Here is a 16,816-nt window from a genome sequence, read left to right as displayed (position 1 = left end):
CCAGGGCATCGGCCACTTCGCGGAAGGCGGTCTGGATGGTCTTTTCGTAGGTCACCACGGCCTTGTTCTTGCGCACTTCCGCCAGATCCAGATTGGCGCTGTTGCGGCCGAAGTCGAAGATCGGCAAGGATAGCGAAGGACCAAAGCTCCACGCACCCGAACCCGACTCGAACAATCCACCCAGCGTGCTGCTGGCACTGCCGTAGCTGCCGGTCAGCGAGATGCGCGGGAAGAACGCCGCCCGCGCCGCGCCGATGTTGGCATTGGCCGCCAGCAGGCTCTGCTCGGCCGAGCGGATGTCCGGACGATTGGTCAGCAGGTCGGAAGGCAATCCCGCCGGAATATCAGTCACGATCTTTTCATCCGACAGCAGCTGTGCCGGCGGCAGGTCGCCGACCTTCTTGCCGACCAGCAGCGTCAGCGCATTCTCGGCTTGCGCGCGCTGGCGTTCCAGCTGGGACTTCGATACTCGGGCCGACTCCACCAGCGTCTGCGTCAGGCGGAAATCCAGCGCCGAGCTGGCACCGACGTCGAAGCGCTTCTGCGCCAGATCCAGATTGGATTCGCGCGACTTCAGCGTGTCGTTGGCCAGCTGCAGCTGTTCCGCGTAGGAACGCTCGGACAGATAAGCCTGCGCCACCTGCGCGATCAGGCTGATCTGCGCCGACTTTTGCGCCTCTTCGGTGGAGAGGTAGCTCGCCAGTGCCGCATCCTTCAGGTTGCGTACGCGGCCGAAGAAGTCCAGCTCGTAGGCGGGAACCGCCAGGCCGACCTGATAGCTGTTGCTGATGAACGGCTGGCCGGTCAGCGACTGGCTGGCCGCAGTCCGCGTGCGGGCGGCGCTGCCATTGACGTTCAGGTTGGGCAGCAGATCGGCACGCGCGATCTGGTATTGCGCGCGGGCTTCCTCGATGTTGAGGACGGCCGTGCGCAGGTCACGGTTGTTTTCCAGGGCAGCCGCGATCAGCTGCTGCAGGCGCTGGTCCGGGAAGAACTGGCGCCAGCCCAGGTTGACGGCCTGCAGTTCGGCACGGCCGGCGGCATCGGCCGGATAGGCCGTTTCCACCGGGGCTTGCGGACGGTCATAGGTGGGAGCCAGCGAGCAGCCCCCCAGTACGCCGGCCACCATCAGCGCTGCGCACAATTGCAGCAGGCGAGGCGAGCGCGGCAACGACAGATTAGCCATTGTCATTCTCCACTATTGATCTTGGGCGAGTGGTCGGCGTCAAACTTGCGCTGACGCTCGCTGCCCTTGAAAATCTTGCGCACGACCACGAAGAAGATCGGCACCAGGAACACCGCCAGCACGGTGGCAGTGATCATGCCGCCCATCACGCCGGTACCGATGGCGCGCTGGCTGGCCGAACCGGCACCCGAAGCGATGGCCAGCGGCAGCACGCCGAGGATGAAGGCCAGCGAGGTCATGATGATCGGACGGAAGCGCAGGTGCACCGCTTCCAGCGTCGCTTCAATCAGGCCCTTGCCCTGCGCCTGCAGATCCTTGGCGAACTCGATGATCAGAATCGCGTTCTTGGCCGACAGACCCACCACCGCAATCATCCCCACCTTGAAGTACACGTCGTTGGGCATGGCGCGCAGCGTCACCCCCAGCAGTGCACCGAGGATGCCCAGCGGCACCACCAGCATCACCGCCAGCGGGATCGAGGTGCTTTCATACAGCGCGGCCAGCACCAGGAACACGGCGATCAGCGACAGGGCATACAGTGCCGGGGCCTGGTTGCCGGAGGTCTTTTCTTCCAGCGACTGGCCGGTCCACTCGAAACCGAAGCCCGGCGGCAGCTTGGCCACATAGGATTCCATCTCGGCCATGGCTTCGCCGGTACTGCGGCCAGGGGCTGCGCCACCGGCGATCTTCATGGCCGGATAGCCGTTGTAGCGGATCAACTGCACGGGGCCGTTGATCCACTTGGCCGTCACGAAGGCCGAGAAGGGCACCATGCCGCCATTGGCGTTGCGGGCGTACAGGCTGGTCAGATCTTCAGGTTGCAGGCGACGGTTGGCATCGGCCTGCACGATCACGCGCTGCTGGCGGCCCTGGTTGGGGAAGTCGTTCACATAAGACGAACCCAGCGCCGTGGACAGCACACTGTTGATCGTCGAGAACGGCACGCCCAGCGCATTGGCCTTGTCGCGGTCGATGTCCAGTTGCAGCTGCGGCGCATCTTCCAGACCTTCCGGACGCACACCGGCCAGCACCTTGCTCTGCGAGGCCATGCCCAGGATCTGGTTGCGCGCCTGCACCAGCGCATCGTGACCCAGACCGGCACGGTCCTGCAGACGGAAGGTGAAGCCGGTCGCGTTACCCAGTTCCGGAATCGGCGGCGGGTTCAGCGGGAAGACGATCGCATCCTTGATCTGCGAGAAGGCACCGAAAGCCTTGCCGGCGATCGCATCGGCCGACTGCGACTTGTCGCGCTCGGCCCAGTCCTTCAGCGGAGTGAACACCAGCGCCGCGTTCTGGCCATTACCCGAGAACGAGAAGCCCAGCACCGCAATGGCGTGTTCCACGGCCGGATCCTTGAGGTAGTACTCCTCGATCTTCTTGACCACCTCGGTAGTGCGCGCGGTGCTTGCGCCCGGTGGCAGCTGGACGTTGGTGATGATGTAGCCCTGGTCTTCGTTCGGCAGGAACGAGGCCGGCAGGCGCACGTACAGCAAGCCCACGCAGGCCACGATCACCACGTAGACGATCATGTAGCGGCCGGCCTTGCTGAGCATCTTGCCGATCACGCCCTGATAGGCATTGGCGGTGGTGTTGAACTTGCGGTTGAACCAGCCGAAGAAACCCTTCTTCTCGTGGTGATGACCCTTCTCAACAGGCTTGAGGATGGTCGCGCACAGTGCCGGCGTGAGGGTGAAGGCCATCAGCACCGAGAACACCATGGAAGCCACCATCGACAGCGAGAACTGGCGATAGATCGCACCCACCGCGCCACCGAAGAAGGCCATCGGGATGAATACCGCGATCAGCACCAGCGTGATACCGATCAGCGCGCCGCTGATCTGGCCCATGGCCTTGCGGGTCGCGTCAGCCGGCGAGAGACCTTCCTCGCTCATGATGCGTTCGACGTTTTCCACCACCACGATCGCATCGTCGACCAGGATACCGATGGCCAGCACCATGCCGAACATGGTCAGCACGTTGATCGAGAAGCCGAACAGCAGCAGCGTGGCAAAAGTACCCAGCAGCGCCACCGGCACCACGATGGTCGGGATGATGGTGTAGCGGATGTTCTGCAGGAACAGGAACATCACCAGGAACACCAGCACGATGGCTTCGATCAGGGTCTTGACCACTTCCTCGATCGAGATCTTGACGAACTTGGAGGTGTCGTAGGGGATGGTGTACTTCACACCGGCCGGGAAATACTTGGCCAGCTCTTCCATCTTCTTGTGCACGGCGGTGGCCGTACCCAGCGCGTTGGCGGTCGGCGACAGCTGCACGCCGATGAAGGACGAAGGCTTGCCATCCAGACGGCCGGAGGTGTCATAGCTCTGGCCACCCACTTCGATGCGGGCGACGTCGCGCAGGCGCACGCTCGAACCGTTGGTATTGGCACGCAGCACGATGTTGCCGAACTGCTCGGGCGAGGTCAGCTGACCGTTGACCACCACCGTAGCGGCGATCTGCTGGCTGCCGGGGCTGGGCAGGGCACCCAGCGTACCGCCGGCCACCAGCGCGTTCTGCGCCTGGATCGCTGCCGTCACGTCAGCCGGGGTCAGGCTCAGGCCGATCAGCTTGTTCGGATCGATCCAGATGCGCATGGCGCGTTCGGTACCGAACAGTTGCGCCTGGCCCACACCGGGCACGCGCTTGATTTCGTTCAAGACGTTACGCGACAGATAGTCACCCAGCGCCACCGGATCGAGCTTGCCATCGGTGGAAGACAGACCGATGAAGAGCAGGAAGTTGGAACGCGACTTGGTCACCTGCACGCCCTGTTGCGTCACGGCCGCCGGCAGGCGTGCCTCGACGCGCTTCAGGCGGTTCTGCACATCCACCGCCGCCAGGTCCGGATTGGTTTCCGGCGAGAAGGTGATGGTGATCTGCACCTGGCCGTTGGCCTGGCTTTGCGACTCGATGTATTGCAGGCCATCGGCGCCGTTCATTTCCTGTTCGATCAGGCTGGTCACCGAATCGTCCAGGGTCTGCGCGGTCGCACCCGGATAGGTCGCCGTGACCACGATGGTCGGCGGCGCGATGCTGGGGTACTGAGCCACCGGCAAGCCGGTAATGGCCAGCGCACCGCCCAGCATGATGAAGATCGCTAGCACCCACGCAAATACGGGGCGATCAATAAAGAACTTTCCCATCTGGCAGCCTCTTAGTTAGCTTTCTGTTGGGCGCTCGCGTCTTGCTTGGCCGGCTGGCCAGCAGCTTGTGCGGGAGCGCCCGCGGGATTCCATTGGACCGGCTTGACGGCGGCACCCGGGCGGACCTTCTGCAGGCCTTCCACGATGACGCGATCACCTTCCTTCAAGCCATCGATGACCTGCCAGTTGTTGCCGCGTGCGCCGCCCGTCTTGACCGGACGCGCCTCGACCTTGCTCTCGGCATTGACCACCATCACCGAGGAGCCGCCGGCATCACGCACCACGGCTTGTTGCGGCACCAGCAGGGCCTGTTCGTCCACGGCTTGCTCGATCTTGGTCCGCACGTAGGTACCCGGCAGCAGCAGGCGCTTGGGGTTGGGGAATTCGGCACGCAGCGAGACCGAACCGGTGCTTTCATCCACGCTGATGTCGGAGAACAGCAGCTTGCCCGGCTGTTCGTAAGCCTGGCCGTTTTCCAGCACCAGGGTCACGCTGGCCTTGTTGTCGCCCACGCTCTTCAACTGGCCGGCGGCCATCGCCTGCTGCAACTTCAACAGGTCGGCGCTGGACTGGGTCACGTTGACGTAGACCGGATCGAGCTGCTGCACCAGGGCCAGCTGGGTGGCGTCCCCCTGGCCGACCAGCGCACCTTCGGTCACCAGCGCGCGGCCGATGCGGCCGGAGATGGGCGAGGTCACGGTGGCATAACCCAGGTTCAGGTTGGCGGTCTGCACCGCTGCCTTGCCGGCGGCGACATCGGCTTCAGCCTGCTTCTGGGCGGCCACGGCGTTGTCGTATTCCTGCTTGGAGACCGCGTTGACTTCCACCAGCGGCTTGTAGCGCTGCGCGGTCAGCGAGGTTTGCGTCAGGTTGGCCTGGGCGCGCGCCAGCGTGGCTTGGGCGCTTTCCAGGCTGGCCTTGTACTGGGCCGGATCGATCTTGAAGAGCACCTGGCCCTCCTTGACCTCGCTGCCTTCCTTGAAGACGCGCTTCTGCACGATGCCTGCCACCCGCGCACGCACCTGCGCCACGCGGAAGGCTTCCACGCGGCCCGGCAGTTCATTGGTGATGGCCACGCGCTGCGGGGCGATGGTCACCACCGACACCTCGGCCGGCGGCATCTGGCCGCCTTGCGCGGCGGGTTTCTGTCCGCAGGCAACCAGCGCGGCGGCAACGGCGACGGTCATGGTGAGGCGCGTGAAACGACTGACTGAGCTCATAGATATCTCGCACGAAAGTAAAGTTGAAGCCGCCAGGGGCGGCGATGAAACGAATTCGGTAGAACCGGTCACGACGATGATGCTGTGCCTGTCATCCGGTGATGGAGGGGATGGATGAGCCGGGCTACAGATTGTTGCAATGCAAAAAAGTCCCCACCCCTTCATGCCAGGGTGATGAATTTTTTTGCAGATGATGAACGGCAGGGACTTGAAGCGGATGCTATTATACATACATCCATGAATGTATGTATTTCTTCCAAACATCACATTAATTTAACAAACTTGTTCGAAACGGCGTAGCAAAATATGAGCGATTCCTTGCATTTTGATTCGAAAGCTACTCTGATGCCGTTTCCGCTGGTCTGAATCCGAGCTCTTCCATGCCTTCGGGCGATAGGCCGAGCTGCTGGGAAGACGAATTTGACGCCCTGATATTGTGCACGAAACTCACTTACTTCTTCATGACCTTCATTGCGCACATGAAGCCTTTGACGAAACTCTGCCGGTTGCGGGTGATGTGCATCCGCAACACGGCCGGCCAGTGGCGCGCCTGAGGGGCTGCGCCATGGCCATTTGCCCGGGAGTCTGTTGACATGGCCCGTTCGACCAAGGAAGAAGCGCTGGAAACGCGTGCCCGCATTCTCGATGCGGCCGAGCAGGTGTTCCATGAGCGCGGCGTCTCGCAGACCTCGCTGGCCGACGTGGCCAAGGCCGCTGAAGTCACGCGCGGGGCCATCTACTGGCACTTCAAGAACAAGAGCGATCTGTTCGACGCCATGTGCGAACGTGTGCGCCTGCCCATGGAAGCGGTGCTGGAAGAAAACGCCAGTCCGCAGGTGGAAGACCCGTTGGGTCAGTTCCTGCGCAGCGGCATCTATGTGCTGACCATAGCGGCGACCGATGAGCGCTGTCGGCGCGTGTTCGACATCATCTTCAACAAATGCGAATTCGCCGACGCGCATGATCCCATCCTGATTCGCCAGCGCGAATGCCACGTCGATGGATTGTTGCGGCTTGAGCAGATCCTGCTCAATGCGGTGGCACGCGGCCAGCTTCCGGCCACGCTCGATATCCGCCTGGCCTGCCTGGCGGCGCATGCCACCTTCAGCGGCTTGCTGACGGACTGGTTCTTTTCCCCCGACAGTTTCGACCTGGTCAAGGATGGCGAGCGCATCCTGGCGGCCTCGCTCTACGCGCTCAAGACCGCGCCGTCGCTGCAGAAGACGTAGTCGGACCAAGCCTCGAAACCCGGGTGGTTTTCAGGCGATATGAAGGATCAGGATAAAACGTAAGGGAATTCAGGCAGGCCGGAGAACCCGGCCCCCGCCTGACCGGCCTGCGCCATGTGCATGACGCCCGCCGGCCAGAATGCGATATGAATCAATAAACCAAAAGACCAGGCTCAATAGGTCGCCATCGAAGGATCCACCTGGGCAGCCCAGGCGTGTACGCCGCCACTCAGGTTGATGACCTTGGTAAAGCCCTGGCGTTCCAGGAAGGCCGCGACCTGCATGCTGCGGCCGCCGTGATGGCAGATGCAGACCACCGGCTGTTCCTCGTCCAGCTCAGCGAAGCGGCCGGGAATGGTGTTCATCGGCACCAGCTGCGAGCCGGCAATGTGGCAGGTCTGGTGTTCCCAGGGTTCACGCACATCCAGCAGCAGGGGGGTGGGGCGGTCCGGATCGTTGATCCAGGCCGCCAGTTCCGGGGCAGAGATGTGCTCCATGATGCTTTTCCTGTCTCGGCCCTGAGGCTCAGAACGTGAAGTGGGACGGCGTGATCGCTGCGTGCAGCGGCTTGGCCAGGGTTTCCACGATGTTGACGGTCTCGAAGGCGTGTTCCGAGGTGCGGGTGATCAGTTGCAGTTCCATCACCGGGGCCGAACCCACGATGGCCAGCAGGCGGCCGCCGATCTTGAGTTGCTTGCCGAAGGATTCCGGCAGCAGCGGCAGCGAGCCGGAGATGACGATGACGTCGTATTCGCCAGCCTTGCCATCGGCACCGGTCCAGCCTTGCGCGCCATTGCCCAGTTGCACGTCGACGTTGGCCACGCCGTAGTCTGACAGGTTCTGTTCGGCCAGGGCCTTCAGTTCCGGCGAGATTTCCACGGTCGTCACGTGGCGCGCCTTGTGCGCCAGCAGGGCTGCCATGTAGCCCGAACCTGCGCCGATTTCCAGCACGTATTCGTGCTTCTTCACATTGGCTTCCTGCAGCATGCGCGCTTCGATCTTCGGAGCCAGCATGTTTTCACCACCCGGCAGCGGGATCTCGGTGTCGAAGAAGGCCAGGCTGCGATAGGCGGCCGGGACGAATTCTTCACGCTTGACGACCATCAGCAGGTCCAGCACGTCTTGCGCCAGCACGTTCCAGGGGCGGATTTGCTGCTCGATCATGTTGAAGCGGGCTTGTTCGATATTCATGGCGGTGGCTCGATCTAATCTAATAGCGACGGAAAGGCAGCATTTTAGCAAACACCGCCCGGCTAATCAGCCCATCTATGCGCTGAAAAAGCCGCTGGAGGCGCTTCTGTTGTGGGTTTTCCTCAATGCAATGCGAGCGCGACAGGCTGGCGTCAGGCTTTGAGACCGTTCAGGCAAAGGTCGATCATGCTCTCCAGGTAGGCCAGCGGATCAATGGGTGTGGCCGCACAGGGTGCGAGTGACTGCTCCCACAGCATCAGCATGATGAGGGGGGCGACGATGACTTTCTTCATGGCGTCGGCGTTAATGCGGCGGAATTCCCCGCGTGCCATGCCGCGTTCGAGCACGCGCACTATCGTCGCATCTCCGCGCGCGGTCACTTCATCATGGTAAAAGCGTGCAAGTTCAGGGAAATTGCCGGATTCGGCCACCATCAGCTTGGCAATGCCGACCACGCCGGAGTGCGAGGCGGACTGCCACCAGTGCAGGATGAGATCACGCAGCAGTTCGGCGCTGCTGCCGGCGTGGCCTTCGATGCGGGCTTCGGCCTGGTCCAGCAGGGGCAGCACATTGGCGCGTACCACCGACTTGAACAGGCTTTCCTTGCCATCGAAGTAGAGATAGAGCGTGCCCTTGGAGACACCCGCGCGAGTGGCCACGTCTTCCAGCCGGGTAGCGGCGTAACCGCGCTCGACGAACAATTCCAGCGCCGCCGCCAGCAATTCCTGGGGGCGGTCCTGTTTGCGTCGTTCCCAACGCGGTTCTTTGGCCGATGCAGACATGAGAAACAAGATTACCGGGAGGGGGCACTGTAAGTGGCAAGCCGCGCCGGCGTCAAGCGGCCAGATCAAGGCGCCGGCACTGCGCGCCGTCCGATGCACTACAATGCAGTCCCCCGCGCTACCCGCCACCAGGAAAGTCCATGAACTGCCGAGACGCATGCGGCGCTTGCTGCATCGCCCCTTCCATCACCAGCCCGATCCCCGGCATGCCCGACGGCAAGCCGGCCGGCGTACCGTGCGTACAACTGGGCGAGGACATGCGCTGCAAGATCTTCGGCCAGCCCGAACGTCCGGATTTCTGCGCCGGCTTGCAGCCGTCAGTGGAGATGTGTGGAGAGAACCGCGGTCAGGCCATCGCCTGGCTCAGTGAACTGGAGACGCTGACGGCGCCGGGCAGCCAAGCTGGCCGGCGAGGGGAGATTACCTGAAGCGGGAGGCCTGTCTTCTAGAAGGCTTCCTCGCGCCGCCGTCGGGCTTCTTCGCGGATATCCTCGATGAGCCGGCGGGTATCCACCTTTTCCTTGAGGTGTGCGGCATGGGCTTCACGGCTGATGGGAGCGATGGTGGTCAGCTCCTTCAGATCGGCAGTACTTTCTTCGTGTCGATGATGCACCGCTGCTCCTGAATCGATAGGGGGAGGGAGGAACTCTGCCTTTGTACCACGGATCGGGCGCATCTGGCGAGTTTGGCATCAAATGACAGCGGATGCCGGTCCGATACGCCCCGTTTCGGTGCTTACGGGAAAATCTCCGCCAGCCGCTCGCTGGGACGCACCAGCATCGTGCCTTTCGGGGCCACCACGATCGGGCGGTTGATCAGCACAGGGTGTTCCAGCATCGCATCAATCAGTTGGGCGTCGCTCACGCCGTCCGTATCCAGCCCCAGTTCCTTGAACAGCGCTTCCTTGCTGCGCACCACCTCGCGCACCGGCACGCCCATGGCCTTGATGAGGCCTTCGAGCGTGGCGCGGTCGGGCGGATTCTTAAGATATTCAATGATGGTCGGCTCGACGCCGCCGTCGCGCAGCCCTTGCAGGACATTGCGTGAGGTACCGCACTTGGGGTTGTGATAGATCGTGATGCCGGTGTTCTTGCTCATATCGTCAGGCGAGGAAGGGAATAAAAAGCCATGTTAGCGCGCATTCCTGACAGCAAAATGTAAGTTTTGTCACCCTGCTAAGGTAAAATCCGATTTTGTTGCAGCGCACCGAGTGCACTTTTTGCTGCCGGGTGTGGTCGAAAGGCCGCTTTATGGCGACGCCATCCATCCCGGACGGACCTTCGCTGCCACTTTTGCAGGGTTTGCCCCTGGCCGGGACGGAAAAAAGGCCATTTGCTTCATGTTGTAGCGGCTTATTGTGTTCCGATGGCCGGATTACCGGGCTTTCGGGCCTGAAAGCAGCCATTTCCTTCATTTCGTTCATTTCCCGTCAACCCCACATCAACAGCCACCCACAGCACCCGTATGGATACTCTCCTCGCGCTCAAGGCGCTCATCATGGGCATCGTCGAAGGCCTGACCGAATTCCTGCCCATTTCCTCCACCGGCCACCTGATCCTGGCCAACAGCCTGCTGCAATTCACCGGTCCCGATTTTTCCAAGGACAAGGCCGACGTTTTCGAGATCGTCATCCAGGCCGGCGCCATCCTGGCGGTGTGCTGGGAGTATCGGGTCCGCATCGCCACCGTGCTGACCGGCATGTTCACCGACCGCAAGGCCCAGCGCCTGGTGATCAACCTGATCGTGGCCTTCCTGCCGGCGGCCATTCTCGGCTTCCTGTTCAGCCGCCGCATCAAGGAAGTGCTGTTCAACCCGGTCTCGGTGGCCATCGCCTTCATCGTCGGCGGCCTCATCATCCTGTGGGTGGAACGCCGCAACAAGGACCGCATGAGCATGGCCTCGGCGCGCGTCGAAACGGTGGATGACATGACCCCGCTGGATGCCCTGAAAGTCGGCATCGCCCAGGCCTTCGCGCTGATCCCCGGCACCAGCCGCTCGGGTGCCACCATCATCGGCGGCATGATGTTCGGCCTGTCGCGCAAGGCGGCGACCGAATTCTCGTTCTTCCTGGCCATCCCGACCCTGTTCGCTGCCACCATCTATTCGCTCTACAAGGAGCGCGCCCTGCTGTCGGCCGCCGACGTGCCGCTGTTCACCGTGGGCACCGTGGCTGCCTTCGTCTCGGCCTTCCTGTGCGTGCGCTGGCTGCTGCGCTACATCAGCTCGCATGATTTCACCATCTTCGCCTGGTATCGCATCGTCTTCGGCATCATCGTCCTGGTGACCGCTTATACGGGTGCCGTCGCCTGGGTGGAGTAACCCCCCTGCCTGATGCCCGTGCATGGACTGTGCGGGCGTCAGGCGCCTGTCAGCCAGCGCCCTGGCGGGCGCGGTACACTGCAGCACCCGTAGCCGGCCTCGCTGCCGGCGGCGGTTTATAACTTCCTTTTCGCCAACTCCCTTCAGAGCACACCCCATGGCCAACGTCTGCAGCGCCGGGCTTGATATCGGCTTTGCCTCCCTCAGTTACGCCCAGATCGGTTTCCTCGGCATCGTCCAGGGCATCACCGAACTGCTCCCCATTTCCTCGACCGCCCACATGCGCGTGGTGCCGGCCTTCCTCGGCTGGCATGATCCGGGCTCGGCCTTCTCCGCGGCCATGCAGCTGGCGGCCCTGGCCGCGGTCATCAGTTATTTCCGGCGCGACGTGAGCGCCGTCACCGGCGGCAGCCTGGCGGCCTGGCGTCGCCGCGATTTCAATGATCCCATGTTCAAGCTGGCCGTGGCCATCATCCTGGCCACCATCCCGATCGGCATTGCCGGGCTGGCCTTGTCGCATGTCCTGAACGCCTGCGGCTCGCCACTGCGCAGCCTGACCGTGATCGGCTGGTCCTGCATCGTCATGGCGGTGCTGCTGGCGATCTCTGAAATGGTCTGCCGCCATCGCCGCAGCGTCGACCAGATGCGCCTGCGCGATGCGCTCATCGTCGGCCTGGCACAGGTCGGTGCACTGATCCCGGGCGTCTCGCGTTCCGGCTCCACGCTCACGGCGGCGCTGTTCCTGAATTTCCGCCGCGAGGAAGCGGCGCGCTTTTCCTTCCTGCTGGGCTTGCCTGCCATCGCCCTGGCCGGACTGAAGGAACTGGCGGTCTTGCTGCATGCGCATATCCCGCTGGAAGCCTGGGGCGTGCTGCTGTTCGGGCTGGCCGTGGCGAGCGTTTCGGCCTTCGCCGCCATCTGGGGGTTGATGAAATTCCTGGAGCGTTTCTCGACATGGCCCTTCATCGTCTATCGAGCTGCGCTGGGTGTTTTCCTGCTGCTGGCGGTGTCGCGAGGCTGGCTGCAATAAAATAGCGCCTTCGCTACGCAGCAGCTTCAGGTTTTTTCATGGTCGATTTCGATTCCCTGCCTCCCGGTGCCACCCAGCAAGAACGTGCTTTGCACGTGCTGGAAACGGTATTCGGCTACTCGTCCTTCCGCGGTCATCAGGGCGAGATCGTCCAGCACGTCGCCGGCGGCGGGGATGCCCTTGTCCTCATGCCCACCGGCGGCGGCAAGTCGCTCTGCTACCAGGTGCCGGCGCTGCTGCGCGAGGGTACCGGCGTGGTGGTCTCGCCGCTGATCGCGCTGATGCAGGACCAGGTCGATGCACTGGCCGAAGTCGGCGTGCGGGCCGCTTTCCTCAATTCCACCCAGAGTTTCGACGAAGCGCTGCAGATCGAGCGCCGCCTGCGCCAGGGCGACCTGGACCTGCTCTACGTCGCCCCCGAGCGCCTGATGACGCCGCGCTGCCTGGACCTGCTGGAGTCCGCCCGCATCTCGCTCTTCGCCATCGATGAGGCGCATTGCGTCTCCCAATGGGGCCACGATTTCCGCCCGGAATACATCAAGCTCTCGATCCTGCACGAGCGCTTCCCGCAGGTCCCGCGCATTGCGCTGACGGCCACCGCCGACCAGCAGACCCGCGAAGAAATCATCCATCGCCTGCAACTGGAAGATGCGCGCCAGTTCGTCTCGTCCTTCGATCGTCCCAACATCCGTTACCAGATCGTGGAAAAGGCCAATGGCCGCAAGCAGTTGCTGGACTTCATCAAGAACGAACACCCGGAAGACGCCGGCATCGTCTACTGCCTCTCGCGCAAGAAGGTCGAAGAGACGGCCGAGTTCCTGCGTGGCGAAGGCCTCAATGCGCTGGCCTATCACGCTGGCATGGACTACGCGCTGCGCACCAAAAACCAGGCGCGCTTCCTGCGCGAAGACAAGATCGTGATGGTCGCCACCATCGCCTTCGGCATGGGCATCGACAAGCCCGACGTGCGCTTCGTCTGCCATCTCGATTTGCCCAAGAGCGTGGAAGGCTACTACCAGGAAACCGGCCGCGCCGGCCGTGACGGCCTGCCAGCCGACGCCTGGATGGCCTACGGCCTGCAGGACGTGGTGCAGCAGCGCCGCATGATCGACGAATCCGAAGCCGACGAAACCTTCAAGCGCGTGCTCGGCACCAAGCTCGATGCCATGCTCTCCCTGTGCGAGACGCTGCACTGCCGGCGCGTGCACCTGCTCGATTACTTCGGCGAGAAATCCAGCCCCTGCGGCAATTGCGATACCTGCCTCACGCCCCCGGTCTCCTTCGATGCCACGGTCGAGGTACAGAAGCTGCTCTCCACCGTCTATCGCGTCGAACAGCGCTTCGCGCCCGGCCATGTGATTGAGGTGCTGCGCGGCATCGATGGCGAGCGCGTCAAGCAATGGCGTCATGATCAACTTTCCGTGTTTGGCGTGGGCAGCGATCGCGGCGAGGCCGAATGGCGCGCCATACTGCGCCAGGTGATCGCGCTGGGGTTGCTGACGGTGGATGCCGAGAACTATAGCGCCCTCAAGCTCACTGAGGCCGCGCGCCCGGTGTTGCGCGGAGAACAGCAGGTGCAACTGCGCCGCTATCGCAAGCCGGAAAAAGCCAAGCGCAGCTCGCAGCGCTCCAGCTTCGTCGAGACCGATCTCAGCAGCGAAGAGCAGGCACTCTTCGAGAAGCTGCGCTGGTGGCGGATGGAAACCGCACGCACACACAACGTGCCGGCCTACGTCATCTTCCACGATGCCACCATGCGCGAGATCGCCAAGGCCCGGCCGCAATCGCTGGACGACCTGCGCCACGTCACCGGTGTGGGCGAGAAGAAGCTGGAAACCTATGGTGCCCAGATCATCGACCTGATCGCCGGGATGGAGTCGGCCGACGCATGACGGGCCGATGACGGAAACTCATCGATTCTCTTCAAATCTCTTCACTTCCTGCGCCATCCGCACCAGCGCTGTGCAGCGCCGGGCGGGCATTTGCGGCCGACGTTGCCGCTGTAATACAACTTTCCTTCATACGGCACTTTTACCGGCCTCTTCCCTGATTTGCGGCCCTTGCTTGGCGATATGATCAAGCACGGGGAATCGCGTTCAACACCAACCGAGGTGAGCCGGGGGGCTACATGAAACTCAATGATCTGAAGATAGGCGTGCGCCTGGGCATGCTGTCGGCACTGTTGCTGGCAGCCATCGCTTTCATCGGCATACGGGGTGTGATGGTGGTCGGGGAAATCTACGGCCAGGGGGCGCAGGGCATGGAGACGGGAGCGCTCATCGAGCAATCGGTCGATGCCGCCCGCAGTGCGCAGGTGCAATTCAAGATCCAGGTGCAGGAGTGGAAGAATACCTTGCTGCGCGGCAAGGATCCCGCTGCCTTCAACAAATACCGCCAGGCCTTCATCGATGAAAGTGCCGCCACCCAGAAGCAGCTCAAGACCCTGGAAGCGCTGATGCCGCGTATCGGCATGGATGCCGAGCCTGCGCGCAAGGCCCAGCAGGCCCATGCCGAGCTGCTCAATCGTTATCTGGAAGCGCTCAAGCTCTACGCCTCCGACGATCCTGCCTCGGTGGCGCGTGTGGATGAACAGGTCAAGGGCGTGGATCGCGTGCCGACCAAGATGATCGATGACATCGTTGTCGCCGTGCTGGACCACAGCCGCAAGACGCGTGACGCCATCAATGCCGACAGCCTCTTCGACTACCAGCAGGCGCGCTTGCTGCTGCTGGTCTCGATCGGCCTGTCGCTGCTGGTGGGCCTGGCCATCACCTGGACGCTGGTGCGCAGCATCGTGCGCCCGCTGGGCGAAGCGGTGCAGATTGCGCAGACGGTAGCGGCGGGCGATCTGCGCTCACAGGTCGTCATTCACGGCAAGGATGAGACGGCGCAACTGCTGCGCTCGTTGAAAGAGATGAACGACAACCTGGCCGGCATCGTCTCGGAAGTACGCAGCGGCACCGGTGCGATTACCGTGGCGGCGACCGAGATCGCCAGCGGCAATAAGGATTTGTCCGAGCGCACCGAAGAGCAGGCCGGTTCGCTCGAAGAGACTGCCGCCTCGATGGAAGAGATCACCTCCACCGTGCAGAAGAACGCCGAGAACACGCACCAGGCCCATCAACTGGCCGATGAGGCATCGGGCGTGGCGCGCAAGGGCGGCGACATGGTCGGTGCGGTGGTGCAGACCATGCAGGCCATCGAGGAGAGTTCGCATCGCATCGTCGAGATCATCAGCGTCATCGACGGCATTGCTTTCCAGACCAACATCCTTGCGCTCAATGCCGCCGTAGAAGCCGCGCGCGCCGGCGAGCAGGGGCGCGGGTTTGCGGTGGTGGCTTCGGAGGTGCGCAGCCTGGCCCAGCGCAGCGCCACGGCCGCGCGCGAGATCAAGGAGCTGATCGACGATTCGGTCGGCAAGATCAATGCCGGCTCGGCCCTGGTCAGCGGCGCAGGCGGCACCATGGAAGACATCATCACGGCCATCCAGAAAGTGGCGGCGATCATGGATGACATCAACGTCGCCAACCGCGAGCAGAGCGCCGGCATCGATGAAGTCAACAAGGCGGTGGTGCAGATGGACAGCGTCACGCAGCAGAATGCGGCACTGGTGGAAGAGGCTGCTGCGGCGGCGGAGAGCCTGCAGTTCCAGGCGGAATCGCTGTCACGCGCGGTGGCGGTCTTCAAGCTTCAGTGAGGCCGTCGCAGAAATGACAATGGCATGCCTTGGGGCATGCCATCGGAGCGATCTTTGGGTGATCACCGTGGGTGATCGCTTTCATTCATCAGCTGTCGCATGCACGATTGCGCGTTGAATCATGCATGCAGCGCACGTATTCAGGCGCGCTTTTCAAACACCAGATCCCACACGCCGTGACCGAGGCGCAGGCCACGGTTTTCGAACTTGGTGGTATCGCGGTATTCGGGACGCGGCACGTAGCCGGAGGGATCGGTGGCGGTGTTCTTCAGGGTGGGTTCAGCCGACAGCACTTCCAGCATCTGGATGGCGTATTCCTCCCAGTCGGTGGCGCAGTGGAGATAGCCGCCGGGGGCCAGGCGCGTGCTGATCAGTTGCACCAAGGGCGACTGGATCAGGCGGCGCTTGTTGTGGCGCGCCTTGTGCCAGGGATCGGGGAAGAACACGTGCACGCCGGCCAGGGAATCGGGGGCGATCATGTTGGTGAGTACTTCGACGGCATCGTGCTGGATGATGCGCACGTTGTCCAGGTTGCCTTCGCCGATCAGCTTGAGGTAGCTGCCGACGCCGGGGGTATGGACTTCGACGCCGATGAAGTTTTTCTCGGGCATGAGGGCCGAGATCTTGGCGCTGGTTTCGCCCATGCCGAAGCCGATTTCGAGGATGGTCGGAGCTTGGCGACCGAAGGCGACAGCCAGGTCCAGCGGGGCCTTGTCGTAGGGGACCAGGAAGCGCGGACCCAGTTCTTCCAGCGCGCGTCCTTGCGCGACCGACACGCGCCCGGCGCGGGTGACGAAACTGCGAATGCGGCGCTCGCTGGGATCATAGAACAGCGGCTTGCCGGATTTGTTTTCAGACATGGATGACTCGAAGCAATTGAGGCGCGGCCCGCAAAGTCGCACCGGTCAGGGACGGGCGAACAGGGCCGCAGGGAAGCGATCTGGAGCGGGTGAAGGGGATCGAACCCTCGTCTTAAGCTTGGGAAGCTTCTGCTCTACCATTGAGCTACACCC

15 protein-coding genes are annotated in these 16,816 nt (G+C 62.8%); 6 read left to right on the top strand and 9 right to left on the bottom strand.

Translation table 11 applies throughout. From position 1 onward, the window contains the following. The 3 genes from B3873_RS24620 to B3873_RS24610 form a co-directional block, all read right to left on the bottom strand. Positions 1-1,186: efflux transporter outer membrane subunit (locus B3873_RS24620; protein ID WP_286869633.1), on the bottom strand; the 1,186-nt coding region annotated here is incomplete at its 3' end. 2 nt (positions 1,187-1,188) lie between these two features. Beyond that, a complete protein-coding gene (locus B3873_RS24615) occupies positions 1,189-4,335 on the bottom strand; it encodes an efflux RND transporter permease subunit (protein WP_121042797.1) in 3,147 nt (1,048 codons plus the stop codon). A gap of 11 nt (positions 4,336-4,346) precedes the next feature. Continuing rightward, complete coding sequence (locus B3873_RS24610) at positions 4,347-5,555, bottom strand: efflux RND transporter periplasmic adaptor subunit (RefSeq protein WP_286869631.1); 1,209 nt, start codon at positions 5,553-5,555, stop codon at positions 4,347-4,349. A 593-nt stretch (positions 5,556-6,148) separates the two neighbouring features. On the opposite strand from B3873_RS24610, the gene B3873_RS24605 reads away from it, so the two are divergent. Next, entirely contained in the window at positions 6,149-6,784 is a 636-nt protein-coding gene (locus B3873_RS24605; protein ID WP_286869629.1) for a TetR family transcriptional regulator, read from the top strand. Between the two features lie 173 nt (positions 6,785-6,957). On the opposite strand, the gene B3873_RS24600 is transcribed toward B3873_RS24605, so the two are convergent. The 3 genes from B3873_RS24600 to B3873_RS24590 form a co-directional block, all read right to left on the bottom strand. After that, positions 6,958-7,281 carry a rhodanese-like domain-containing protein gene (locus B3873_RS24600; protein WP_286869627.1) on the bottom strand — a complete coding sequence of 108 codons (324 nt, stop codon included), beginning with the start codon at positions 7,279-7,281 and terminating at the stop codon, positions 6,958-6,960. 28 nt (positions 7,282-7,309) lie between these two features. Further along, entirely contained in the window at positions 7,310-7,975 is a 666-nt protein-coding gene (locus tag B3873_RS24595) for a protein-L-isoaspartate O-methyltransferase family protein (protein ID WP_039789384.1), read from the bottom strand. A 152-nt stretch (positions 7,976-8,127) separates the two neighbouring features. Continuing rightward, a complete protein-coding gene (locus B3873_RS24590; protein ID WP_039789386.1) occupies positions 8,128-8,757 on the bottom strand; it encodes a TetR/AcrR family transcriptional regulator in 630 nt (209 codons plus the stop codon). Between the two features lie 140 nt (positions 8,758-8,897). On the opposite strand from B3873_RS24590, the gene B3873_RS24585 reads away from it, so the two are divergent. Continuing rightward, a complete protein-coding gene (locus tag B3873_RS24585) occupies positions 8,898-9,185 on the top strand; it encodes a YkgJ family cysteine cluster protein (RefSeq protein ID WP_209533638.1) in 288 nt (95 codons plus the stop codon). A 17-nt stretch (positions 9,186-9,202) separates the two neighbouring features. Here the strand turns inward: B3873_RS24585 and B3873_RS24580 are convergent, their stop codons facing one another. Then, positions 9,203-9,370 carry a hypothetical protein gene (locus B3873_RS24580; RefSeq protein ID WP_008325257.1) on the bottom strand — a complete coding sequence of 56 codons (168 nt, stop codon included), beginning with the start codon at positions 9,368-9,370 and terminating at the stop codon, positions 9,203-9,205. 122 nt (positions 9,371-9,492) lie between these two features. Then, complete coding sequence (arsC, locus tag B3873_RS24575) at positions 9,493-9,855, bottom strand: arsenate reductase (glutaredoxin) (RefSeq protein WP_286869621.1); 363 nt, start codon at positions 9,853-9,855, stop codon at positions 9,493-9,495. A 366-nt stretch (positions 9,856-10,221) separates the two neighbouring features. On the opposite strand from arsC, the gene B3873_RS24570 reads away from it, so the two are divergent. The 4 genes from B3873_RS24570 (at position 10,222) to B3873_RS24555 (ending at position 15,803) form a co-directional block, all read left to right on the top strand. Next, on the top strand, positions 10,222-11,076 hold the full coding sequence (locus B3873_RS24570) for an undecaprenyl-diphosphate phosphatase (protein WP_034338823.1): 855 nt from the start codon (positions 10,222-10,224) through the stop codon (positions 11,074-11,076). A 157-nt stretch (positions 11,077-11,233) separates the two neighbouring features. Beyond that, positions 11,234-12,106, top strand: coding sequence for an undecaprenyl-diphosphate phosphatase (locus B3873_RS24565; RefSeq protein ID WP_039789393.1), 873 nt, complete (start codon positions 11,234-11,236; stop codon positions 12,104-12,106). Between the two features lie 38 nt (positions 12,107-12,144). Further along, positions 12,145-13,998 carry a DNA helicase RecQ gene (gene recQ / locus B3873_RS24560; protein WP_034338828.1) on the top strand — a complete coding sequence of 618 codons (1,854 nt, stop codon included), beginning with the start codon at positions 12,145-12,147 and terminating at the stop codon, positions 13,996-13,998. A 236-nt stretch (positions 13,999-14,234) separates the two neighbouring features. Then, positions 14,235-15,803 (top strand): methyl-accepting chemotaxis protein, encoded by a 1,569-nt coding sequence (locus tag B3873_RS24555; protein ID WP_286869616.1) that lies wholly within the window; start codon positions 14,235-14,237, stop codon positions 15,801-15,803. A gap of 140 nt (positions 15,804-15,943) precedes the next feature. Here B3873_RS24555 and trmB read toward each other — a convergent pair whose 3' ends face one another. Further along, the gene (gene trmB / locus B3873_RS24550) at positions 15,944-16,663 is read right to left on the bottom strand and encodes a tRNA (guanosine(46)-N7)-methyltransferase TrmB (RefSeq protein WP_286869614.1); all 720 of its coding nucleotides are present in this window, start codon (positions 16,661-16,663) and stop codon (positions 15,944-15,946) included. Positions 16,664-16,816 lie beyond the last annotated feature (153 nt).

The organism is Herbaspirillum sp. UBA812 (genome assembly GCF_002296545.1).
GTDB classification, from domain to species: domain Bacteria; phylum Pseudomonadota; class Gammaproteobacteria; order Burkholderiales; family Burkholderiaceae_D; genus Herbaspirillum; species Herbaspirillum huttiense.
The sequence above is the reverse complement of the archived record's forward strand: the minus strand, read 5'-3'. Positions and strand labels throughout refer to the sequence as shown.